Annotated in this window: 21 protein-coding genes and 4 tRNA genes; 4 read left to right on the top strand and 21 right to left on the bottom strand. The window is 43.9% G+C overall.

Annotation, left to right across the window (positions count from 1 at the left end):
• Positions 1-10 precede the first annotated feature (10 nt).
• Positions 11-856: an NADPH-dependent 7-cyano-7-deazaguanine reductase QueF gene (gene queF / locus OCU30_RS08550; RefSeq protein WP_077312188.1), complete on the bottom strand. Its 846-nt coding sequence runs from the start codon at positions 854-856 to the stop codon at positions 11-13.
• A 97-nt stretch (positions 857-953) separates the two neighbouring features.
• Between queF and syd the strand changes: the two genes are divergently transcribed.
• Both syd and OCU30_RS08540 read left to right on the top strand, forming a co-directional pair.
• On the top strand, positions 954-1,496 hold the full coding sequence (gene syd / locus OCU30_RS08545; RefSeq protein WP_095532878.1) for a SecY-interacting protein: 543 nt from the start codon (positions 954-956) through the stop codon (positions 1,494-1,496).
• 7 nt (positions 1,497-1,503) lie between these two features.
• Positions 1,504-2,280 (top strand): Zn-ribbon-containing protein, encoded by a 777-nt coding sequence (locus tag OCU30_RS08540; RefSeq protein WP_077312192.1) that lies wholly within the window; start codon positions 1,504-1,506, stop codon positions 2,278-2,280.
• A 102-nt stretch (positions 2,281-2,382) separates the two neighbouring features.
• Here OCU30_RS08540 and OCU30_RS08535 read toward each other — a convergent pair whose 3' ends face one another.
• From OCU30_RS08535 to metN, 3 genes are read right to left on the bottom strand one after another with little or no spacing between them, the layout of a single operon-like run.
• Positions 2,383-3,192: a MetQ/NlpA family lipoprotein gene (locus OCU30_RS08535; RefSeq protein WP_077312194.1), complete on the bottom strand. Its 810-nt coding sequence runs from the start codon at positions 3,190-3,192 to the stop codon at positions 2,383-2,385.
• 37 nt (positions 3,193-3,229) lie between these two features.
• Positions 3,230-3,901 carry a methionine ABC transporter permease gene (locus OCU30_RS08530; protein ID WP_077312196.1) on the bottom strand — a complete coding sequence of 224 codons (672 nt, stop codon included), beginning with the start codon at positions 3,899-3,901 and terminating at the stop codon, positions 3,230-3,232.
• The gene (gene metN, locus OCU30_RS08525) at positions 3,894-4,931 is read right to left on the bottom strand and encodes a methionine ABC transporter ATP-binding protein MetN (protein ID WP_077312198.1); all 1,038 of its coding nucleotides are present in this window, start codon (positions 4,929-4,931) and stop codon (positions 3,894-3,896) included. The genes OCU30_RS08530 and metN overlap by 8 nt, the downstream gene beginning before the upstream one ends.
• Positions 4,932-5,181: 250 nt before the next feature.
• Here metN and gmhB point away from each other — a divergent pair, with 250 nt between their 5' ends.
• Positions 5,182-5,733 (top strand): D-glycero-beta-D-manno-heptose 1,7-bisphosphate 7-phosphatase, encoded by a 552-nt coding sequence (gene gmhB, locus OCU30_RS08520; protein ID WP_077312200.1) that lies wholly within the window; start codon positions 5,182-5,184, stop codon positions 5,731-5,733.
• Between the two features lie 210 nt (positions 5,734-5,943).
• Here the strand turns inward: gmhB and OCU30_RS08515 are convergent.
• The 4 genes from OCU30_RS08515 to OCU30_RS08500 all read right to left on the bottom strand — a co-directional run bounded on the left by OCU30_RS08515 (position 5,944) and on the right by OCU30_RS08500 (position 6,490).
• Positions 5,944-6,028 (bottom strand) — tRNA-Tyr (locus OCU30_RS08515).
• Positions 6,029-6,096: 68 nt separating this feature from the next.
• Positions 6,097-6,181 (bottom strand) — tRNA-Tyr (locus OCU30_RS08510).
• 69 nt (positions 6,182-6,250) lie between these two features.
• Positions 6,251-6,335: transfer RNA gene (locus OCU30_RS08505), tRNA-Tyr, on the bottom strand.
• Positions 6,336-6,405: 70 nt separating this feature from the next.
• Positions 6,406-6,490, bottom strand: a tRNA-Tyr gene (locus OCU30_RS08500).
• Positions 6,491-7,095: 605 nt separating this feature from the next.
• Here OCU30_RS08500 and glyA point away from each other — a divergent pair.
• Positions 7,096-8,346, top strand: coding sequence for a serine hydroxymethyltransferase (gene glyA, locus OCU30_RS08495; RefSeq protein ID WP_077312202.1), 1,251 nt, complete (start codon positions 7,096-7,098; stop codon positions 8,344-8,346).
• An 81-nt stretch (positions 8,347-8,427) separates the two neighbouring features.
• On the opposite strand, the gene OCU30_RS08490 is transcribed toward glyA, so the two are convergent.
• From OCU30_RS08490 to leuS, 13 genes are all read right to left on the bottom strand, one after another.
• Complete coding sequence (locus OCU30_RS08490) at positions 8,428-8,757, bottom strand: hypothetical protein (protein WP_077312203.1); 330 nt, start codon at positions 8,755-8,757, stop codon at positions 8,428-8,430.
• Between the two features lie 152 nt (positions 8,758-8,909).
• Entirely contained in the window at positions 8,910-9,875 is a 966-nt protein-coding gene (gene lipA / locus OCU30_RS08485) for a lipoyl synthase (RefSeq protein ID WP_077312205.1), read from the bottom strand.
• On the bottom strand, positions 9,868-10,521 hold the full coding sequence (gene lipB / locus OCU30_RS08480; protein ID WP_077312207.1) for a lipoyl(octanoyl) transferase LipB: 654 nt from the start codon (positions 10,519-10,521) through the stop codon (positions 9,868-9,870). Before lipB ends, lipA begins: the two co-directional genes overlap by 8 nt.
• A gap of 184 nt (positions 10,522-10,705) precedes the next feature.
• Positions 10,706-10,984 carry a DUF493 family protein YbeD gene (gene ybeD / locus OCU30_RS08475; protein WP_077312209.1) on the bottom strand — a complete coding sequence of 93 codons (279 nt, stop codon included), beginning with the start codon at positions 10,982-10,984 and terminating at the stop codon, positions 10,706-10,708.
• A gap of 117 nt (positions 10,985-11,101) precedes the next feature.
• Complete coding sequence (locus OCU30_RS08470) at positions 11,102-12,277, bottom strand: serine hydrolase (RefSeq protein ID WP_077312211.1); 1,176 nt, start codon at positions 12,275-12,277, stop codon at positions 11,102-11,104.
• Positions 12,278-12,375: 98 nt separating this feature from the next.
• Entirely contained in the window at positions 12,376-13,164 is a 789-nt protein-coding gene (locus OCU30_RS08465) for a septal ring lytic transglycosylase RlpA family protein (protein WP_077312212.1), read from the bottom strand.
• Positions 13,164-14,282: a rod shape-determining protein RodA gene (gene rodA / locus OCU30_RS08460; protein WP_077312214.1), complete on the bottom strand. Its 1,119-nt coding sequence runs from the start codon at positions 14,280-14,282 to the stop codon at positions 13,164-13,166. Before rodA ends, OCU30_RS08465 begins: the two co-directional genes overlap by 1 nt.
• Positions 14,282-16,165, bottom strand: coding sequence for a penicillin-binding protein 2 (mrdA, locus tag OCU30_RS08455; RefSeq protein ID WP_077312216.1), 1,884 nt, complete (start codon positions 16,163-16,165; stop codon positions 14,282-14,284). Before mrdA ends, rodA begins: the two co-directional genes overlap by 1 nt.
• Positions 16,166-16,171: 6 nt before the next feature.
• Positions 16,172-16,642, bottom strand: a complete 471-nt coding sequence (rlmH, locus tag OCU30_RS08450; protein ID WP_077312218.1) for a 23S rRNA (pseudouridine(1915)-N(3))-methyltransferase RlmH — start codon at positions 16,640-16,642, stop codon at positions 16,172-16,174.
• Between the two features lie 4 nt (positions 16,643-16,646).
• Positions 16,647-16,964: a ribosome silencing factor gene (gene rsfS, locus OCU30_RS08445; protein WP_077312220.1), complete on the bottom strand. Its 318-nt coding sequence runs from the start codon at positions 16,962-16,964 to the stop codon at positions 16,647-16,649.
• Positions 16,965-17,028: 64 nt separating this feature from the next.
• Entirely contained in the window at positions 17,029-18,048 is a 1,020-nt protein-coding gene (gene holA, locus OCU30_RS08440) for a DNA polymerase III subunit delta (protein WP_077312222.1), read from the bottom strand.
• A 21-nt stretch (positions 18,049-18,069) separates the two neighbouring features.
• On the bottom strand, positions 18,070-18,702 hold the full coding sequence (locus tag OCU30_RS08435) for an LPS-assembly lipoprotein LptE (protein WP_077312224.1): 633 nt from the start codon (positions 18,700-18,702) through the stop codon (positions 18,070-18,072).
• Positions 18,703-18,851: 149 nt separating this feature from the next.
• Complete coding sequence (gene leuS / locus OCU30_RS08430) at positions 18,852-21,428, bottom strand: leucine--tRNA ligase (RefSeq protein ID WP_077312226.1); 2,577 nt, start codon at positions 21,426-21,428, stop codon at positions 18,852-18,854.
• Positions 21,429-21,526: the final 98 nt, after the last annotated feature.

Here is a 21,526-nt window from a genome sequence, read left to right as displayed (position 1 = left end):
ACCGTCCTTGTTATTGACGAGCTAAGCGATAGTTATGAGTCGGACCCAGATTATGAGTCGAACGGAACGGATTAATATCTAATCCACCACGGCGAGTATAACGCGCATATACGGTTAGCGAGTCTGGCTGGCAAAACCGTTGAATATCGGTGAAGATACGCTCCACACACTGTTCATGAAACTCATTGTGTTCTCTAAAAGACACCAGATAGCGCAGCAACGCTTCACGGTCGATTTGCTTTCCTGTATAGCGAATTTCAACGCTCCCCCAATCTGGTTGACTGGTGATTAAGCAGTTTGATTTGAGTAGGTGGCTATTGAGGCGCTCAGTCACAACCATATCGTTGGTTGCCCCTTGTAAGAGGTTCTCATCAAATTCGTAGTGGGTTATCTCGATATCTTGGTCATCGATATTTTCCCCTTGCATGTTTACAATCGGCTGATTAGTAAAGTGCGTAACGGGGAATATTTCCACGCTAACCGCTTCTCCGGCACAGGCAGAGAGATCGTTGACTAATGTTTGACGCACGTCATCGATAGAAGAAAATCGCGTTTGATTAAAACTATTAAGGTATAGCTTAAACGATTTCGATTCGATCAAGTTTGGGCTAGTCGCCGGTAATGTTGCCTGCGCGACGGCCACTTGCGGCAGACCTCGTTGGTTTAGCCAGGAAAGTTCATACAGCGTCCATACATCACAGCCTTTGAATGGGAGTTCAGTTCCCAAGTTTAGGTCGTCGCGGTTTAAGCTACGAGGTACACCTTGTAATAGGGTTACGTCATAGTGAGAGGTATAAGCGGTGCCTTTACCTAAAGTTAAGCCTGTTAACTCTTTAGCGTCAGAATATTTACTCATTTTTTATCGTTACTTCGATTAGAATACAGGGAATTTTACGCAATCTCGATGCCACTGTCATTATTCACCATAGGGGAAATGAAACATGGAAAACACAATGGCTCAGTCAGCAGGCGCATTGTATCACTTTAGTCAGCGATACGTTGAACAATGCCAAGCCATGTATGATCAATTACCAAGCAATCAGGAATTGATTGATTTAGAATCGGTATGCGTACAGCGTAAAACTCAAAGTTGTGTCTATTGGCAACCAGTATTACGTCACTACATGGCAAATCTTGATAATGTAGAAACCGCAATTGAGCTAACGTTACATGATGATGTGACCGAGTTTTACTGTAGCCAATTTTCGGCGGATATTCCTGCTTTATGGGAAGAGACTCCTCTTACATTACTCCAAGTCTGGAATGACGATGATTTCGTACGATTACAGGAAAACCTGCTCGGGCATCTTGTGATGCAGCGCCGTTTAAAGCAAAAACCGACGGTATTTATTGCCTCTACCGATGATGATATGCAAGTGATCTCAATTTGTAACATCAGTGGGGAAGTCGTGTTAGAAACCCTCGGGACTGACACGCGTCGAACGCTTGCCAACACGCTCACTGAATTTTTAACCCACCTACAACCAGTAGTCTGAATTATTTATGTATGTTGTTGAATTAGAATTTGAATGTTTTGCCGACACTACCATTACCGCGGTTGATAAAGCGATAAACGGTTTAATGGAAGCATTAAGATATAATGGTCAAGTCCTCGGTCGTGAGTTTCCGATGATTATGGGCGAGGGCGAGTTTTCAGTGCGTGCAGTTTGCCCTGAACAAGAGAGCTTACACCCTAAAAATCACTCTGACTTTGTTCAAGCATGTTTACAGCGTCTACATGATGCGTGTTTAAGAGGCCCACAAGTGCGTCTGTTGGGGCGTGATATGAACTCAGAGCAAGCTGCTGATTTTGGCACGCCAAGTTGGCAAGTGCTTTACACGACGTATGTACATACTTGCTCGCCATTACGCAGCGGTGACGATTTATTACCGATACCTTTATATCGTCAAACTCCGACATTCAATGGTGATCACAAAGCGGTTGTGAAGTGGCAAACCGAATGGCAAGCGTGTGATGAGATCCAAATGGCGGGGAGTTGTAAAGCAGAACACGCGGCGCTTCATGAAATTTGTGATACGACCAGTGACTTATTTATCCGCGGTTGGGATCTTCGTGGTCGCATTGAGTATCTATCCAAAGTACCGACCTATTACTACTTATACCGAGTAGGAGGAAGTAGTCTAATGTCAGAACAAGCCCGCCGTTGCCCTAAGTGTGATGGTGAATGGTTACTTGAGGAGCCACTGCATGAAATTTTTCACTTTAAATGTGATAAATGCCGCTTGGTGTCCAATATATCTTGGGATCACCTTAAATAATTCTCAGCTAATTGATGGCAGTGAACGGTACAATAAAAAAGGTTGGCACTTGGCCAACCTTTTTACTTTCAAACACACCGTGCTCTGTAGGTTGTTAAGGGATTACCAACCTTTAACAACACCGCCTTTGAATTCTTTTTTTGCGGCCTGGAAAACTTCGTCAGTTTGGTAAGCTTTTACAAACTCTTTTACTTTTTCGCTATCTACGTTGTCTTTGCGCGCAACAACGAGGTTCACGTAAGGCGAATCATTGCTTTCAACAAACAGGCCGTCTTTTTTTGGCGTTAAATCGATTGAGCTCGCAAACGTGCTGTTAATAATCGATACGCTAACATCGTCAAGAGAGCGTGGTAGTTGTGATGCATCCAACTCAACAATTTTCAGTTTTTTCGGGTTAGATACGATATCACGTACAGTTGCTTCCAAGCCGGCGCCGTCACGCAGTTTTATCAAGCCTTGTTTTTCTAGCAAGATAAGTGAGCGCCCTAGGTTCGTTGGGTCGTTCGGTACTGCAATGCGGTCACCTTCTTTTAGTTCGTCTAGTGACTTGATTTTCTTTGAATAGCCAGCAATTGGGTAAAGTAATGTATTCCCCGCAATCGCTAATTTGTAACCACGGCTTTTGATTTGCTGATCTAGGTATGGTTTATGTTGAAATGCGTTCGCATCCACAGTGCCATCTGCCAACGCGGCGTTTGGCGTAATGTAGTCGGTAAACGTGACAAGTTTAACGTTAAGATCGTATTTTTCTTTCGCTACTTTTTTAGCCACCTCTGCAACTTGAGCTTCTGAACCTGCAATCACGCCCACTTTAATGGTTTTTTGATCCGATGAATCATCACCACAGCCAGCTAGAACGAGAGTGGATGCGGTTACCGCAACCGCTAATAATGCTTTTAGATTAAATTTCATATGTATCTCCTGTAAAAATATCCATTTTTATTCTAGTTTATCGGTGATCGACTCTACGGACGATTGCATCACCTAATGATTGTATAACTTGTACTAAAACGATCAGCATGATGACTGTTACTGCCATAATAACGATATCATATCGATAGTAACCATAGCGGATCGCAACATCACCTAGGCCGCCGCCACCCACGGTCCCCGCCATTGCGGAGTAACTGACCAATGTCACCAAGGTGACGGTAATGGTGTTTACAATACTCGGCATTGCTTCTGGTAGGAGTACTTTATAAATAATTTGCAGTTGGCTAGCGCCCATCGATTGAGCCGCTTCAATCAACCCAGATGGGACTTCCATTAGGGCGCCTTCGATCAAACGGGCGACGAACGGAATAGCACCAATGGTCAATGGGACAATAGTGGCAGTGGTGCCAATAAAGGTACCGACCAGCAGTTTAGTGACTGGGATGATGGCGACCATCAGTACAAGAAAGGGCACCGAACGTCCAATATTAACAATCGCGCCTAGTGCAAGATTGACTTGATTATTCTCAAGTAGGCCGCCTTTTTTGGTGGTATGTAACACCACCCCAAGTGGAATACCAACGGCGAATCCAATGATTCCCGATGCTAATACCATATAAATGGTTTCCCACGTTGCAGTTAGAATGAGATCACTATTTTGTGATACCCATGAAATAAGATCATGCATTGAGGTACCCCAGTACTTCTACTTTAACTTTGTTGTCGCGAATAAATTGAATTGCAGCTTCCGTATTGGCTTGATCGCCTTGCATTTCCGCGAGCATCATGCCGAATTTCACGCCACCTGTATAATCAAGGTCAGAGTTCAAAATACTGACATCGATATTAAATTGTCTAGATACCTGCGAGACCACCGGAGCATCGACACTCGCACCAGTAAATTCTAAGCGAATCAATGGATGAGAGCCTTCGCTATGTGCCACACGTAAACGTTCGGCAATATCATCAGGCAGTGAAAGATCTAAGGTTGAGCGTATAAATTGGTGTGCTAGCTCTGTTTTTGGATACGCAAAAATATCGCCAACGGTGCCTTTTTCAACCAGTTTACCGCCACCAATGATAGCGACTTCATGGCAGATGCTTTTTACAACATCCATCTCATGCGTAATCAATAAGATAGTAATATTTAAGCGACGGTTAATTTCTTTTAGCAGTGCTAAAATCGATTGAGTTGTCGCAGGGTCAAGCGCGCTGGTGGCTTCATCACATAACAATACTTTTGGATCGGATGCAAGGGCTCTCGCAATAGCAACACGCTGCTTTTGCCCACCACTTAAATTGGCTGGGTATGTGTTACGTTTATCTGCCAAACCGACTAAATCAAGTAACTCGGCAACTTTTGCCTCGATGTCCGCATCGCTTTTATTGGCAAGCTCTAATGGTAGCGCCACATTACCAAACACCGTGCGTGATGAAAGCAAGTTAAAGTGCTGAAATATCATACCGATATTACGACGAGCATTCGATAATTGCTGAGCATTCAATTGCGTTAAATCTGTTCCATCAACAACGACCGAACCCGTAGTCGGACGCTCTAGCATGTTAACGCAGCGAATCAGAGTACTTTTCCCTGCACCTGAAGAGCCTATGACACCAAAAATCGTGCCTTGTGATATTTGAAGATTAATGTCTACTAAAGCGGGAATTTCCGTTTCGCCTTGGTAGAAAACCTTATTAACATTCGTTATTTCAATCATGTAAAAACCTGTGCAGGGAGCAGTAAAAACCCTATGTTAGCTGCGATATCGTCTCACAGAATATTATGCTGTATTGCTTAATAGCTAGATAAGAATCCTATGAGTTATAGGTATTCAAGTCAATAGGTATTTTTACGTCTAGACGTCTAAACGAAAAATTATCCGCGCTGATCGATCATTTGATAGTGATGAAAGAAATAAGCTATGCAATAATTATAAGACTTCTTATCGCTCAATTGAGAGAGTCATTTTGGCAAAACCAGCAGTATTTTTAGACCGTGACGGTGTGATCAACGTGGATCACGGCTATGTCCATGATGAGCATGATTTCGAGTTTATCGATGGGGTATTTGATGCAGCGCGTAAACTGCAGGATAAAGGGTATTTACTGGTATTGGTGACTAACCAATCGGGAATCGCTCGAGGTAAATTCAGTGAAGATCGCTTTTTATCGCTGACGCAGTGGATGGATTGGAACTTTGAAGATCATGGTGTGGCTTTAGATGGTATTTATTACTGCCCACATCATGCTGAGTTTGGTCTCGGTGAATACAAACAAGACTGTGAATGTCGTAAACCTAAACCGGGGATGTTTTTCTCCGCGCGGGATTTTTTAAGTATCGATATGGCCAACTCCGTTATGATCGGCGATAAAGCGGAAGACATGATGGCAGCAGAAGCGGCAGGCGTCGGGACTAAGATTCTTGTCCGTACAGGAAAGCCCATTACAGAACAAGGTGAAGCGCTAGCAAACACAGTATTGGATAGCATTGTTCAAGTTCCTGATTACTTAGATAACTAGTCTTTATGAAGCGCTGGTAAATCGGTATTGGGTTATTGATAAAAAGGCCACAGTCAGTGGCCTTTTTTGATCCAGACGTCTCTAAGAATGAATGACAATACGCCGTTTTTATATCGTGGCGGTCTTTATATTGTGATTGCGGGTTAATAGAGGTGTTGAGTGTCTGACAGGTATAAAAAAACCAGCTCACTGAGCTGGTTTTTTTATATATGGTGGAGGAGGACGGATTCGAACCATCGAAGGCGGAGCCGGCAGATTTACAGTCTGCTCCCTTTGGCCACTCGGGAACTCCTCCAGGAGGTTTTATACTTAACTGACGTTTTCCCAACGCAATCAATCAAGTGCTCTTCTTACGAAGAAATATGGTGGAGGAGGACGGATTCGAACCATCGAAGGCGGAGCCGGCAGATTTACAGTCTGCTCCCTTTGGCCACTCGGGAACTCCTCCAGGAGATTTTTATACTTAACTGACGTTTTCCCAACGCAATCAATCAAGTGATCTTCTTACGAAGAAATATGGTGGAGGAGGACGGATTCGAACCATCGAAGGCGGAGCCGGCAGATTTACAGTCTGCTCCCTTTGGCCACTCGGGAACTCCTCCAGGAGGTTTTTATACTTAACTGACGTTTTCCCAACGCAATCAATCAAGTGCTCTTCTTACGAAGAAAATATGGTGGAGGAGGACGGATTCGAACCATCGAAGGCGGAGCCGGCAGATTTACAGTCTGCTCCCTTTGGCCACTCGGGAACTCCTCCAGGAGATTTTTATACTTAAAGAATGTTTTCCCAACTCATCCCTCAAGTGCGGGGCGAATCATAGCAAACTGTTTGAGGCTGTAAACCCTTTTTTTGGTTTTTCGCACCAAGCGCTGTCTTTTTGGACAAAGTTGCGTGTTATTGATCAACTTTTCAGCGAGTCAATCAAGAAGGGGACGAGAAAGATGAGCAGAATCAGTGAATAACTTCCCGTTACTTTATCGTACTGAGTGCGTGTTAATGAGTTAAAAATAGCTCATCTCTGGCATAACCCCTTGTGACTGTGCAATTTTAATGTGGTGTTGATGATTTTTTCTCTATATAGCGCAGGCATCGCAATATAAAGTGCTCTAATGGTTGTGCTCTTATGAGCAAAGCGCTAATTTATCACTTAGGATTCTTTAGAGTATTAAGCTCTTATTTATCATAATGGTAGAAGCTGGTTATAACAGTGAAAAAATTGCCTCATAATTTCGGTAATTAGTGCTTTATGAAAAAGATCAATTTATGTAGAATACCGGCCATTACGGTGACGAAAACGTTTGCGTGGCGTCATTGTTCGGGTTTTACCTCAACTTTCAGTTAATCTGAGTCAGGAGATACAGATGCTTAAGCGTGATATGAACATCGCTGATTACGATCCGGAGCTTTACGCTGCGATTCAGGAAGAAACTCTTCGCCAAGAAGAACATATTGAACTTATCGCTTCAGAAAACTACACAAGTCCACGTGTTATGGAAGCGCAAGGCTCTCAATTAACGAACAAGTATGCTGAAGGATATCCTGGTAAGCGCTATTACGGTGGTTGTGAGTATGTTGATAAAGCAGAAGCTTTAGCGATTGACCGTGCGTGTGAGTTATTTGATTGTGCCTACGCAAACGTGCAGCCTCACTCTGGCTCTCAAGCTAACAGTGCTGTTTATATGGCATTATTGAATCCAGGCGATACGGTTTTGGGGATGAGCCTCGCTCACGGTGGTCACTTGACTCACGGCTCACCAGTCAACTTTTCTGGTAAGCATTACAATGTTATCCCATACGGTATCGATGAATCGGGTCAAATTGATTACGACGCGATGGAAGTATTGGCACAAGAACATCAACCGAAAATGATCATCGGTGGCTTCTCCGCTTATTCTCAGGTTGTCGATTGGAAACGTATGCGTGAAATCGCCGACAAAGTGAATGCTTACTTGTTTGTGGATATGGCTCACGTTGCGGGCTTGATTGCTGCTGGCGCTTACCCAAGCCCAATGCCTTATGCTCATGTTGTTACCACGACAACACATAAAACGCTTGCCGGACCTCGCGGTGGTCTTATTTTGTCGAATGCGGGTGAAGAGCTATACAAAAAACTGAATTCAGCTGTTTTCCCTGGTGGACAAGGTGGCCCTTTGATGCATGTTATTGCAGCAAAAGCGGTGGCTTTCAAAGAAGCAATGGAACCTGAATTCAAAGCGTATCAAGCTAATGTTGTGAAAAACTCCAAAGCAATGGTTGCCCAGTTCCAAGAACGTGGTTACAACATTGTATCTAACGGGACAGAAAACCACTTATTCCTGGTTGACCTTATCGACAAGAATATTACAGGTAAAGAAGCGGATGCCGCATTGGGCGCTGCAAACATTACTGTGAACAAAAACTCAGTCCCTAATGACCCACGCAGTCCGTTTGTGACATCTGGTATTCGTATTGGTACACCATCAATTACACGCCGTGGTTTTAGTGTTGAAGATGCTAAAGCGCTGGCAAACTGGATTTGTGATGTACTAGATAACATCAACGATCCTGCTGTTATTGAAGCAACCAAACAAAAAGTGTTAGATATTTGTAAACGTCTACCTGTTTACGCATAGTATTGCGACGACTAAAAAATAAAGCCTGCATTATATGCAGGCTTTTTTTTATTGGGGTTCATAACGTTAAGTTCAGTTAAACTATTTAGCGATGCTGATTAATGTCCCTGATTTACATTTAAACATATAGTATTTACGGGTTTCATTAAATTGCCCTAAACCTTCGCCGCTGCAGTAGTTAACATTGATATCCCGCATGGTTTCAAGAGTACTTTCATTGGCGAGTGAAAACTTAGATTGGTCGGAACAGACAATCCGCACTTGGCCATCATCACTCACGGAATAAATTTTGACATCGGTATTGCACAGTTCAAAAGAGGCTTCTTGGTAATTATCTCTTTGCTCATTTGATGCACAACCAGTAAGCAGTGTGCCAACTGCCATTAAGGTTACGAGTCCTAACTTATACATTGATACCATCCTTTTTGAATTGCTTACCATTATTGTAGTCAATATGAGATAACAGGGTAAGAAACTTCATGTATAACAGCAAGCAGTTAATTGATCAAAAAAGCCGATATGGACTCCACATCGGCTTTTTATTGCAAGATAACCAGTCTCTCTTACTTCACTTCCATACCTTGAGCTTGTAAATCAGCATGATAAGAGGAGCGCACGAAAGGACCGCAGGCAGCATGAGTGAAGCCCAGTTCCAACGCGATTTCTTTTAATTCTTCGAACTCAGCTGGCGGCACATAGCGAGCAACCGGTAAATGGTGACGGCTGGGTGCTAAGTATTGACCTAAGGTGAGCATGGTGACGCCATGGCTACGGAGGTCTTTTAATACTTCGACCATTTCTTCTTTGGTTTCACCTAACCCCATCATTAAGCCTGATTTCGTTGGGATATCTGGATGCTGTTCTTTAAAGCGGCGTAATAGATCAAGCGACCATTTATAGTTTGCGCCTGGACGTGCTTTACGATACAGACGTGGGATGGTTTCTAGATTGTGGTTAAAGACATCAGGCGGATTGTCTTTGAGTAATTCTAACGCCGTATCCATACGACCACGGAAATCAGGGACTAACGTTTCAATACGAATATGCGGATTCTGCTCACGAATGGCTTGGTTACAATCGGCAAAGTGCTTAGCGCCACCATCACGTAAGTCATCACGATCGACTGAGGTGATCACCACGTACTTCAGTTTCATATCTTTGATCGTTGTAGCTAACTTTGTCGGTTCGTCTGCATCGGGGGTAATCGGGCGACCATGAGCGACATCGCAGAATGGGCAACGACGCGTACAAATTGCCCCTAAAATCATGAAGGTCGCTGTGCCGTGAGTAAAACACTCGGAAAGGTTAGGGCATGACGCTTCCTCACAGACAGAGTGCAAGTCGTTTTTGCGCATTGCATCTTTAATTTCACGAATGCGTTGAGTATCTCTTGGGAGTTTGATTTTCATCCACTCCGGTTTACGCAAGATTTCTGTCTCTTCATTCGGCATATTTTTGACTGGGATGAGGGCCATTTTATCCGCGTCGCGGTATTTAACCCCTTTTTCCATTTGGATAGCTTTACTCATGATTATAGGCTTCTGTGCTAAATTCGACTTTATCGTATTCCAATAGGTTTACGAGCTCTGTTATTAGGATAGATTCGGCGTCATGCAATGAGGCTGAAGGAATGATATCACTGAGTTGTATCATTTCCATCCCCGCATAACCACACGGATTGATTCTTAAAAATGGGGATAAATCCATATTGATATTCAGCGCTAAACCATGGAAAGAGCATCCTCGACGGATACGTAGTCCGAGCGAGCATATTTTCTTACTCTCAACGTAAACGCCTGGCGCATCAGGTTTAGCGGCTGATTCGACACCATACTGAGCTAGGGTGTTGATGACAATAGTTTCAATATTACTGACTAACTGACGTACGTTAATCGATTTCCGGCGTAGGTTAATGAGAAAATAGACGACGAGCTGTCCAGGACCATGATAAGTGACTTGACCGCCACGATCACTCTGTACGACAGGGATATCACCGGTATTAATGAGATGTTCCGGTTTACCCGCTTGGCCTTGGGTAAATACAGGGAAGTGCTCGACCAACCAGATTTCATCTCGGGTCTGACTATCTCGATGGTCAGTGAAATCCTGCATTGCCTGCCAAACAGGCTGGTAATCCTGTTGGCCTAACTGTCTAATAATCAGCTCACTACTCATTGCATTATCCAGTGGTGTAGAAATGCCCGCTATTATAAACCTCATTAGCGTGAGTAACTATGCTTCGCGAGCAAGTTTTTTAACAAATAGGAAACATTTTATTATTAACTGTTTGATTATTAATAAAAAAGCAGCTTAATCGCTGCTTAAAAAAAACTGGGTAAACTTAAAAAAAAGTTTAAATCTACAATACCATACGGACTATTTCGATCTCACCAAGCTCTTTATAGAGCGTTTCGACTTGTTCAATTGACGTGGCATTGATGGTCACAGAGACGGCATTATAGTTGCCTTTAGCACTCGGTTTGATTTTTGGACTGTAGTTACCAGGCGCGTGGCGTTGAATGACTTCTAGTACCAAATCAGGCAGTTCTGGTTTAGCGTAGCCCATGACTTTGTAGGTAAATGAACATGGAAATTCCAATAGATCTTTTAATTTGGCATCAGAGTTAATGGTCAGCATAAGGCACTCCAAGGTGACAGAAAGTTAAGCAGCCCAGAATAGTACAGTCATTCATAGTGAATCTCAAGTAAACAAAAAGCCGCACAAGGCGGCTTCATGTATCTCTATGGCTTGGGGTTAAAATAAGCCATTGAACATTAGAATAATGTAATCCCAAAGACGGCTGAAGAGTCCGCCTTCTTTAACATTTTCTAACGCAATTAGTGGGTATTGAGCCACATCTTTACCATTCACTTTGTAGTAAAGCTTACCGACAACGTCACCTTTTTGAATAGGCGCTTTTAGTTTTTTGTCTAAGACAAAACTTGCGGTTAAATCTTTCGCTGTACCACGCGGTAATGTTACATAGGTGTCTTTATTCACACCCAGTGCCACTTTTTCCTTGTCGCCCATCCAAACACGCTCTTTAACAAACGTTTCGCCTTTTTTATTTGGCTCAACAGTTTCAAAGAAACGGAAACCATAACCGAGTAACTTTTTACTTTCTGCTTGGCGAGCATTTGAGCTATGCGTACCCATCACGACACTGATCAAGCGCATTTTGCCTTCTGTAGCAGAAGTCACTAGGTTATAACCGGCATGGCTAGTATGGCCAGTTTTCATACCATCTACATTCATGCTTTTATCCCACAATAAACCATTGCGGTTGTATTGTGTGATGCCATTATAAGTGAATTTCTTGTCTGAGTAGATTTTGTACTCTTCAGGAACGTCACGAATGATCGCTTGAGCCAATATAGCTAAGTCATGCGGGGTGGTATAAAGGTCTTTATTATCCAGACCGTGAACATTGGTATAATGCGTGTCTTTCATGTTCAGGGTGTTAGCCCAAGCATTCATAAGATCGACAAATGCATCGGTTGAGCCGGCAATGTGCTCTGCCATCGCGACACAGGCATCGTTACCTGAATCAATGATAATCCCTTTGTTGAGTAGGCCTACTTTGACTGTAGTTCCGACTTCAATAAACATTTTTGATGATTCTGGGAAGTTTTTCGCCCACGCATTGCGGCTGATGACCACATCATCATCACGGCTAATATTGCCACGTTTAATTTCTTGACCGATAACGTAACTTGTCATCATTTTTGTCAAGCTGGCGGGTGGGCGCTTACCGTTCATGTTTTTTTGCGCCAAAATTTTGCCGGAATGGTAATCCATTAAAACATAACCTTTAGCGGCAACTTGAGGAGCATCTGGAACGACAACAGGAGACGCGTTGGCGGTACCTGAAAGACTAGCTGATAGCGTAATAGTTGACGCTAAAACAGTATTTAAAATGGCTTTTTTCATGATGAGTTTGACTTATTTTCTTAATTATCCGTTATCTTATCAGAAATGATATTTAAAACAGCCCCCAAGAGTAACTTTCGAGGGCAAGTTGTTAGCTATCAAGGCGTGTTGATGTACTTTTTAACGAATGCGGTCTTATGACCCAAGGATTTTACTCTCGTAAGAGTATCTTGCGTCAGCGTATAGTCAACAAAAGGACCTAAAAAAACGCGATAGCTTCCGGTCTTGCTATCAATAAAACTACGCACTGATAACTTCTGACTCATATTCTTCGCTAAAGTTCGCGCATTTTTTTCATTTCTTGATGATGACAGCTGAATGTAATATTTATGTGCATATTTTGCGGCTTTTTTATGCTTTGCTACGCTCGGTGTTATAACGTTTAATCGGACATTGGCTGTACCGGTTTTTAGTACTCCCAGCTTTGAGGCTGCCGCGTAACTCAAATCAATGATACGGCCAGTATGAAAGGGGCCACGATCATTGACTCGAACAATGGCCGCTTTGCCATTATCCGTATTGGTGACTTTGACATAACTTGGCAGCGGCAGAGTTTTATGTGCCGCGGTCATTGAATACATATCGTAAACTTCGCCATTCGAAGTACGATGTCCGTGGAATTTAGACCCATACCAAGAAGCTTTACCTGTTTGGGTAAAGCCTTGTGGGTTTTTTATTATATGATACTGCTTACCACCCAGAGTGTAATCTTTGTTACCTCCCAAGCTATAAGCTTCACGTTGTGGATGCGCATCTTCAATATGCTCAACTGAAATCGGCGTATTTGGCGCTACGTCACTATCAATTGAGTAGCGTCCTGATGGGGTATTAGAGCACCCCGCCAACATAAGTACGGTAAGTGCCAACGGCAATCGTTTATTTGTCATTAGCTTGCCTTTGAAAATGCTTTTCTGTGTGTATGAATGGACATCAAAATTCCAAATCCTGCTAGTAGTGTGACCATAGAGGTACCACCATAACTAATTAATGGAAGGGGAACGCCAACAACAGGTAAAATTCCACTCACCATACCGATATTAACAAACACGTAGACAAAAAAGCTTAGCACAATACTGCCGGCCATCATGCGACCGAAGGCAGTCTGTGAGTTGTTCGCCAGAATCAAACCGCGCGCAATAATGAATAAATACACACTAAGTAACACAAGGACACCGATCAGTCCCCATTCTTCGGCGATCACCGCGAAGATAAAATCGGTATGTCGTTCGGGTAAAAATTCGAGTTGGGACTGGGTACCATGTAGCCAGCCCTTACCGAGTAACCCTCCGGAACCAATCGCGATTTTACTTTGGATGATGTGGTAGCCAGCGCCTAATGGATCCGATTCTGGATTAAATAATGTTCTCACACGCGTTTTTTGATATTCGTGCATTAAAAAGAACCACAATACAGGCACGAAACTGCCCACAGCGATTACGGCAGCGGTAATGATTTTCCAACTGATACCGGCAAGAAAAATGACGAATACGCCTGATGCGGCAATCAAAATTGACGTACCTAAATCAGGCTGCTTGGCAATTAGGATGGTTGGCACAAACACCATCGCTAGAGAAATGAACAGTGTTTGCCAAGTTGGCGGTAATTGGCGAGCACCAATGTAGCGTGCGACCATTAATGGCACCGCTAATTTAAGAAGTTCTGAAGGCTGAAAGCGCACCACACCGAGATCGAGCCAGCGCTGCGCGCCTTTAGAAATTTCGCCAAAAAACAGCACTCCAAACAGTAATACCACGCCGACTGAAAAAAGCAGTGGTGCCATGCGTTCGTATGTGCGAGGAGGGATTTGTGCGGTAATGATCATGATGGCTAACGCCATAACCATCCGCATACCTTGACGCTCCATCATTGCCATATTCTGGCCACTGGCACTGTACATAATCACCAAGCCAAAGAACATTAATACGATAACGGCCAGTAGCAGTGGCAAATCAATGTGTATGCGTTGAAAGAAAGAGCGACTTTCAGTTGTTGGATCCATATTCATTACTTATCGCCTTTATTATTCTTTATCAATAAACGGTCAAAAATCTTACGTGCAACGGGCGCTCCGTGGCTGGAACCACCACCGGCGTTTTCCAGCACCACTGTGACAATGGCTTTCGGGTTTTTGACCGGTGCAAAAGAGGTATACAATGCGTGGTCTCGCAAATGTTCTGCAATCTCGTCGGCATTGTAGGATTGACCTTCTGCAAGTCCGAATACCTGCGCTGTACCCGATTTACCCGCGCTGGTATAGGGGGCTCCATGGAAAGCGCGTCTTGCAGTACCACGGCGACCATTGTTCACTAAATACATCCCATTAATAGCAATGTCCCAGTATTTTTCTGGTACATTTTTAATCGGAGGGTAGGTCACAATTTCCGCGTCTTTACGAGTGGTAAACGCATTACCGTTGTTAATCGTTGAGCGTAGCAAGTGTGGTGCAATCACTTGTCCGTGATGAACCAATACTGAGGTCGCTTTGGCTAGCTGTAGTGGTGTTGCGGTCCAATAACCTTGTCCAATACCAACAGGAATGGTATCACCTTGGTACCACGGTTTATGGAAGCGCGCACGTTTCCATTCACGCGTGGGCATGTTGGCTTTACTTTCTTCATAGATATCGATACCACTGTAGTCACCAAAACCAAATTTTTTCATCCACGTTGAAATACGATCAATGCCCATGTCGAAAGCCACTTGATAGAAGAAAGTATCTACAGATTCTTCCAGTGCTTTCGTGACATTGACTTTGCCGTGGCCCCAACGTAACCAGTCACGAAATGGTCGAGTATTAGAGTTGGGAATGCGCCACCATCCCGGGTCATTACGGGTTGTAGAAGGAGTGATAACACCTTCGGTTAGTGCCGATACTGCCATGAACGGTTTGACCGTCGAGCCTGGAGGGTAAATCCCCAGTGTTGACCGGTTGACTAATGGGCGATCTTTATTATGAAGTAAGTTATTGTAATCTTTACTCGAAATGCCATGTACGAACTTATTAGGATCGTAACTCGGACTGGAAACCATAGCGAGCACACCGTTATCTTTGGCATCAAGAACGATCGCAGAGCCGCGTCGCCCATCGAGCAATTTAGATACATACAGTTGCAAGTTAATATCGATATTTAAAACAATATCTTTACCTGGCGTAGGTGGAACATATTTTAGTGTGCGGATAACACGCCCACGGCTATTGACTTCGACCTCTTGATAGCCGGCGGTACCGTGCAGAATATCTTCGTAATAACGCTCTACACCAAGCTTACCAATGTCATGCGTCGCTTTATAGTTGGCCCGTTTGCCTTCACGAGCAAGGCGAGCAATATCTCTATCGTTAATGCGTGAGACATAACCGAGCACATGAGTTAACACCGCACCATACGGATAATAACGTTTTAATGCAGCGGTGACTTGAACACCAGGAAACTCATATTGATGAACCGAAAACACGGCGACTTGCTTTTCGGTGAGCTGGTTCAGTAACGGGACAGCGTTAAAACGGCGTGTATGACGACGCTCTTTTGTGAAGCGTTTTATATCGTCATCAGTGATGGGTAAGATACGTTTGAGACGTGCAATGGTCTTATCCATATCTTTGATTTTTTCTGGGGTGACTTCCAGGCTATAAACTGGACGGTTTTCTGCCAGTAAATGTCCATTTCGATCGTAAATTAACCCGCGATTGGGGGAGATCGGAACAATTTTAATACGGTTGTCGTTAGAACGTGTTTTGTAATCCTGAAATTGATTAACCTGAATGTTATAGAGGTTACCAATCAACACGATAATCAGTACGATAATACCTAAAAATGACACCAAGGCACGGTTGCGAAACAACCGTGCCTCAGCTTTATAATCTCGAAATTGGCTACGTTTACGTAACATGAAGGCCTATTCTCGGTGATAAGGATGGTTGGCTGTGATACTCCAAGCTCGATAGAGGCTTTCAGCCATCACGACACGAACCAGTGGGTGAGGGAGTGTCAATGGAGATAAAGACCAAGACTGTTCTGCAGCTTGTTTACAAGCAGGAGAAAGGCCTTCTGGCCCGCCAATCAAGATGGAAACATCACGCGCATCGAGCTTCCAGCTTTCTAATTGACCCGCTAATTGTTCTGTATCCCAACGTTTTCCTGGAATATCAAGCGTGACGATACGGTTACCTCTTGGCACGGAGGCTAACATTGCTTCGCCTTCCTTTTGTAAAATACGTGCAATATCGGCATTTTTTCCTCGTTTCCCTGCCGGGATTTCGATGAGCTCTAAAGGCATATCGTGAGGGAAACGGCGGCGATACTCTTCAAAGCCTTCGGTTATCCACTTGGGCATCTTATTGCCTACCGCGATCAGTTGTATTTTCAAAGGATCAGCTCCAGAGCTTTTCTAATTGATACATTTCGCGTTGTTCTTCTTGCATGATATGCAGCATAGTGTCACCAAGATCGACGACCACCCATTCTCCTTCGACTTCACCATCGATGCCCAGTAAATGAACGCCTGCTTGGCTTGCGTTTTCAGCCACATGCTCAGCAATGGAAGAAACGTGACGTTTTGATGAGCCAGTACAAATGATCATTACATCGGTAATGCTTGATTTGTCTTGTACATCGAGGGTAATGATATTTTCAGCTTTCATATCATCGGCTTTGTCAGTAATAAATGCAGTTAGTTCTTCGCGTTGCAAGTTAGTATCCTCAAACATCAATTAGGAAACGAAAAAAGGTCGAACAGTATAGCATGCCTAGTAATTAAGACGGTATGTTCACATGAGGTAGACAACATTCTAAGGAGATTTGCTGCAATTGTGGCCATACAGGCTGTTCATATTGAGTTTTTGTCAAGATTTCACATTGAGCAAGTAATTTTACCAAATGGCGTAATTTTTGCGTAGAGAGACGCTGTAACGCAGCCGAGTATAAGGGGCGTTTATTATTCCAGACACGAAAGCTTTCCATGACCGCACTCAGAGGCTGCTGCGTTGTGGCGTGTTGCATTTTTATCAGTTGCAGTAGTTCCTTTTGCAGTGTTCGCAAAAGGATGATGGGTTCTGCGCCCTCTGATTGTAATTGCGCCAAGATACGCTGAGCACGTTGGGCTTTACCTTCAAGTAAAGCATCGCTCCAATGAAATGGCGTATAGTGATTATGGCGACTGAGTGAGTCTTCCAATCGAGCAAGGTTCAACGTGCCATCAGGATAATTGAGAGCGAGTTTCTCTAAACTTTGCGCCAGAGCTAATAAATTACCTTCATGCCATTGCGCGAGCATTTGCAACGCATCGCGATCAGGCGTGAGGTTTAGCGAGCGGCAGCGAGCAGCAATAAACTGCGGTAAGCGGTGAATGTCTGGTGTTAAACAATTGACTAAGCATCCATTCGCTAACAGGGCTTTACACCATGCGGCATTTTCCTGAGCGCGCGTAATTTTTTGCCCAGTCACAATTAAAATAATGTCGGGGTTGAGCGCATCAGCCACTGACTGTAACGCTTTGGTTATGGTCGCGTTCAACCCTGATTCGGGAAGGTCGAGCTCAATAATTTGTCGACTAGAGAATAAACTCATCGCATGACAGCAGTCGAGAACATCGTTCCAGTCTAGGTTTGCATCCACATTGAAACGGTGAGTTTCGTCATATCCTTGTTGTTTCGCTGAATGCTCGATAGCTGCTTTAGACTCGTGCAGTAAGAGTGGTTCGTTACCAAACAGCAAATAACATCCATAAAGCTGTTTGGATAACGAATCGGCCAATTTATCGGCGTAAATCTTCATAAATAGGACTAGTGACGTCGTTTAATTATCATCAGAGTTTGATAAGTCAGAGGCGGCTTTTTCCTGACGTTTTTCTATAATGCGTTGTTGTTTGATTTCATCTTTCGTCAATTTATCGCCGTTTTTATCCAACTGCATCGTGCCAGCTTGAATATTGGCTTTCAAACGCGCCATTTGACGAATAATTTGGTTGGCTGCTGTGTGACGCATTTCATCTTCAAGTTTATCTTGTTCCATCGATTTAGCCAGCGCACTAAGCGGGTTATCAAGATAGCTGCGGGTCACGCTGGTTGAGAATGAACGCGAGCCGATATTAGGAATCGTCACGGTATATTGAGCGCTATAAGTGATCTCTTTTTCTGCCGTACGAGTATTTTGGTAAAGAGAAAGCGTACGCTCGCTGGTATTTTCGCCATCAAGGTGCAAGTTAGGTGTTTCAGGGTCGGGAGACACGATATTAATCGAGTTCATACGTAACTGTCGGTGCACGATGCGAGTCAGTGTACTGTACTCATCATAGCTCGTGAAAGACATGGTACTTAATGCATCTGGCACATCATAATCGCCACGCAAGTGAAAGCCACAAGCACTAATGACAGTGGTGAGAAATAAAACAATCGCAAGTTTGATTGGGGTAGAGTGTGTTAAACGCATTGGTTATCGGTTCTCTATTATCGAAAGACTTATCTTAATGCATTGAGCAATAAATTAAGATAAAGCTCCCTTATAAGGAAGAAATAAAGTGGCCTAAGGCCACTTTAATATGCCGTCTTGCTCTCAAAATAGCAAGACGGGAATAAGGCTTAGTTTGCCACAATATTCAGTAGTTTACCCGGTACATAAATCACTTTACGGATGGTTTTACCTTCGATAAATTTCATCACATTTTCGTCATTCATACCAAGTTCTTCAACTTGTTCTTTCGTGGCATCAGCGGCAATTGTCATTTTGCTGCGTAGCTTACCATTTACTTGCAAGATGATCAGTTTTTCATCTTCGACTAACGCTTCTGGGTCGAATGTTGGCCAATTTGCGTGATCAACATCAGATTCGCCGAGAGCTTCCCACATTTCGAAACAGATATGTGGGGTAATTGGCGCTAGCATACGGACAATCGCTTTCAGGGCTTCGTCCATGATCGCACGATCTTGGATATCAGCTTGTGGTGCTTTCGTCAGCTTATTCATCAGTTCCATGATCGCGGCAATGGCGGTATTGAATGTCTGACGACGCTCAATATCATCACTCACTTTCGCAATGGTTTTATGTACATCGCGACGTAGTGCTTTTTGATCATTGCTAAGGGCTGCAGTATCGACGCTGCTAGCTTCACCTTGCTGAGTATGCTCGTGCACCAGCTTCCATACACGACGTAAGAAACGGTTGGCACCTTCTACACCAGATTCTTGCCATTCTAACGTCATATCTGCAGGAGATGCGAACATCATGAACAAGCGTACGGTATCCGCACCGTATTTGTTAACCATTTCTTGTGGGTCGATGCCGTTGTTCTTCGACTTAGACATCTTGATCATGCCTGAGTGTTCAACAGGACGACCTTGACTATCGACAGCTTTAGTAATGTGTCCTTTACCATCACGCTCTACTTGAACGTCTGTTGGTGAGACCCATTCTTTGGTGCCTTTCTCGTTCACAAAGTAGAAGGCATCAGCTAGCACCATGCCTTGGCATAGTAGTTTTTTAAACGGTTCATCACTTGTCACATAACCTGCATCACGCAGCAGTTTATGGAAGAAACGTGAATAAAGTAGGTGCATACACGCGTGTTCGATACCACCGATATATTGATCGGCAGGTAACCAGTAGTTGGCTTTTTCTGGATCAAGAATATCATCGGCATGCGGTGAACAGTAACGCGCGTAATACCAAGACGATTCCATAAAGGTGTCGAAGGTATCCGTTTCACGAATCGCAGGTTGACCTTCGAATGTGGTTTCGTACCAGCTCTTATCTGCTTTGATTGGGCTGGTAACCCCATCCATCACGACGTCTTCTGGCAATACCACCGGGAGCTGCTCTGCTGGAACAGGGTGAACTTCACCATCTTCGGTCGTCACCATTGGGATTGGTGCGCCCCAGTAACGTTGGCGAGATACTCCCCAATCACGCAGACGGAAATTAACGGTTTTCTTACCTTGGCCGTTACTTTCTAGTTTTTGCGCGATAGCATCAAATGCGTCAGAAAAATCCAAACCATCAAATTCACCTGAGTTAAACAGTGGCCCTTTTTCTGTATAAGCCGCCTCAGAAATATCCGGTGCTTGACCTTCTTCGTTCAGAATCACAGGTTGGATATCAAGGCCGTATTTTGTCGCAAACTCAAAGTCACGTTGGTCGTGTGCCGGAACGGCCATTACCGCGCCAGTACCGTAATCCATCAAGACGAAGTTAGCGACGTAGACAGGTACTTCACGACCATTCAATGGATGAATAGCCGTTAGGCCTGTTGCCATGCCTTTTTTCTCCATCGTTGCTAATTCTGCTTCAGCAACTTTGGTATTACGACATTCATCGATGAATGCGGCAAGTTGTGGATTATTCTCGGCCGCTTTCGCTGCCATAGGGTGACCTGCTGCGATTCCCACGTACGTTACACCCATTAGAGTATCTGGGCGAGTCGTGTACACGTCTAGATTGTGCGCGTGATCTTTGACAGCAAAAGACAGCTCTACACCTTCAGAGCGACCAATCCAGTTACGCTGCATGGTTTTCACCATTTCAGGCCAACCATCAAGGTTGTCCAGATCATCAATCAACTCTTGCGCGTAAGCAGTGATTTTAATGAACCACTGTGGAATTTCTTTTTGTTCCACAGGCGTATCACAACGCCAGCAACAGCCATCTTCAACCTGTTCATTTGCCAGTACCGTTTGGTCATGTGGACACCAGTTTACCGATGACGTCTTTTTGTAAACTAAGCCTTTTTCGTACAACTTAGTAAAGAAATCTTGCTCCCAGCGATAGTATTCTGGTGTACAGGTTGCAAATTCGCGGTTCCAATCGTAACCAAAGCCCAGCAGTTTAAGCTGGTTCTTCATGTATTCGATATTTTCGTATGTCCAAGGAGCGGGCGCGGTCTTGTTTTTAACCGCGGCATTTTCGGCGGGTAGTCCGAACGCATCCCAACCGATAGGCTGCATCACGTTCTTGCCTTGTAAGCGTTGGAAGCGAGAGATTACGTCACCGATGGTGTAGTTACGCACGTGACCCATGTGGAGTCGGCCACTTGGGTATGGGAACATAGAGAGACAATAGAATTTTTCTTTGTTAGGGTCTTCATGAGCAATGAAGGTTTCATTGCTTTCCCAGTGCTGCTGAACTTTTTGTTCAATATCTTGCGGGTTATATTGATCTAGCATCGATGATATCCGGTTATCTTGGAATTTGTGAGTTCAATTAGAATAGAAACTATTAGATCGTCATAGAATACCTAAAGGATGTCAGGACAACAATAGCC

It is taken from the genome of Vibrio palustris, from assembly GCF_024346995.1.
Taxonomy (GTDB): Bacteria; Pseudomonadota; Gammaproteobacteria; order Enterobacterales; family Vibrionaceae; genus Vibrio; species Vibrio palustris.
Note: the sequence above shows the minus strand (reverse complement) of the source record. Positions and strands in the feature narration are given on the sequence as shown.

Bases quoted from the DNA above. Each gene is read 5' to 3' on its own strand.
- queF (WP_077312188.1), bottom strand. From the start codon at position 856: ATGAGTAAATATTCTGACGCTAAAGAGTTAACAGGCTTAACTTTAGGT.
- syd (WP_095532878.1), top strand. From the start codon at position 954: ATGGCTCAGTCAGCAGGCGCATTGTATCACTTTAGTCAGCGATACGTT.
- OCU30_RS08540 (WP_077312192.1), top strand. From the start codon at position 1,504: ATGTATGTTGTTGAATTAGAATTTGAATGTTTTGCCGACACTACCATT.
- OCU30_RS08535 (WP_077312194.1), bottom strand. From the start codon at position 3,192: ATGAAATTTAATCTAAAAGCATTATTAGCGGTTGCGGTAACCGCATCC.
- OCU30_RS08530 (WP_077312196.1), bottom strand. From the start codon at position 3,901: ATGCATGATCTTATTTCATGGGTATCACAAAATAGTGATCTCATTCTA.
- metN (WP_077312198.1), bottom strand. From the start codon at position 4,931: ATGATTGAAATAACGAATGTTAATAAGGTTTTCTACCAAGGCGAAACG.
- glyA (WP_077312202.1), top strand. From the start codon at position 7,096: ATGCTTAAGCGTGATATGAACATCGCTGATTACGATCCGGAGCTTTAC.
- OCU30_RS08490 (WP_077312203.1), bottom strand. From the start codon at position 8,757: ATGTATAAGTTAGGACTCGTAACCTTAATGGCAGTTGGCACACTGCTT.
- lipA (WP_077312205.1), bottom strand. From the start codon at position 9,875: ATGAGTAAAGCTATCCAAATGGAAAAAGGGGTTAAATACCGCGACGCG.
- lipB (WP_077312207.1), bottom strand. From the start codon at position 10,521: ATGAGTAGTGAGCTGATTATTAGACAGTTAGGCCAACAGGATTACCAG.
- ybeD (WP_077312209.1), bottom strand. From the start codon at position 10,984: ATGCTGACCATTAACTCTGATGCCAAATTAAAAGATCTATTGGAATTT.
- OCU30_RS08470 (WP_077312211.1), bottom strand. From the start codon at position 12,277: ATGAAAAAAGCCATTTTAAATACTGTTTTAGCGTCAACTATTACGCTA.
- OCU30_RS08465 (WP_077312212.1), bottom strand. From the start codon at position 13,164: ATGACAAATAAACGATTGCCGTTGGCACTTACCGTACTTATGTTGGCG.
- rodA (WP_077312214.1), bottom strand. From the start codon at position 14,282: ATGAATATGGATCCAACAACTGAAAGTCGCTCTTTCTTTCAACGCATA.
- mrdA (WP_077312216.1), bottom strand. From the start codon at position 16,165: ATGTTACGTAAACGTAGCCAATTTCGAGATTATAAAGCTGAGGCACGG.
- holA (WP_077312222.1), bottom strand. From the start codon at position 18,048: ATGAAGATTTACGCCGATAAATTGGCCGATTCGTTATCCAAACAGCTT.
- OCU30_RS08435 (WP_077312224.1), bottom strand. From the start codon at position 18,702: ATGCGTTTAACACACTCTACCCCAATCAAACTTGCGATTGTTTTATTT.
- leuS (WP_077312226.1), bottom strand. From the start codon at position 21,428: ATGCTAGATCAATATAACCCGCAAGATATTGAACAAAAAGTTCAGCAG.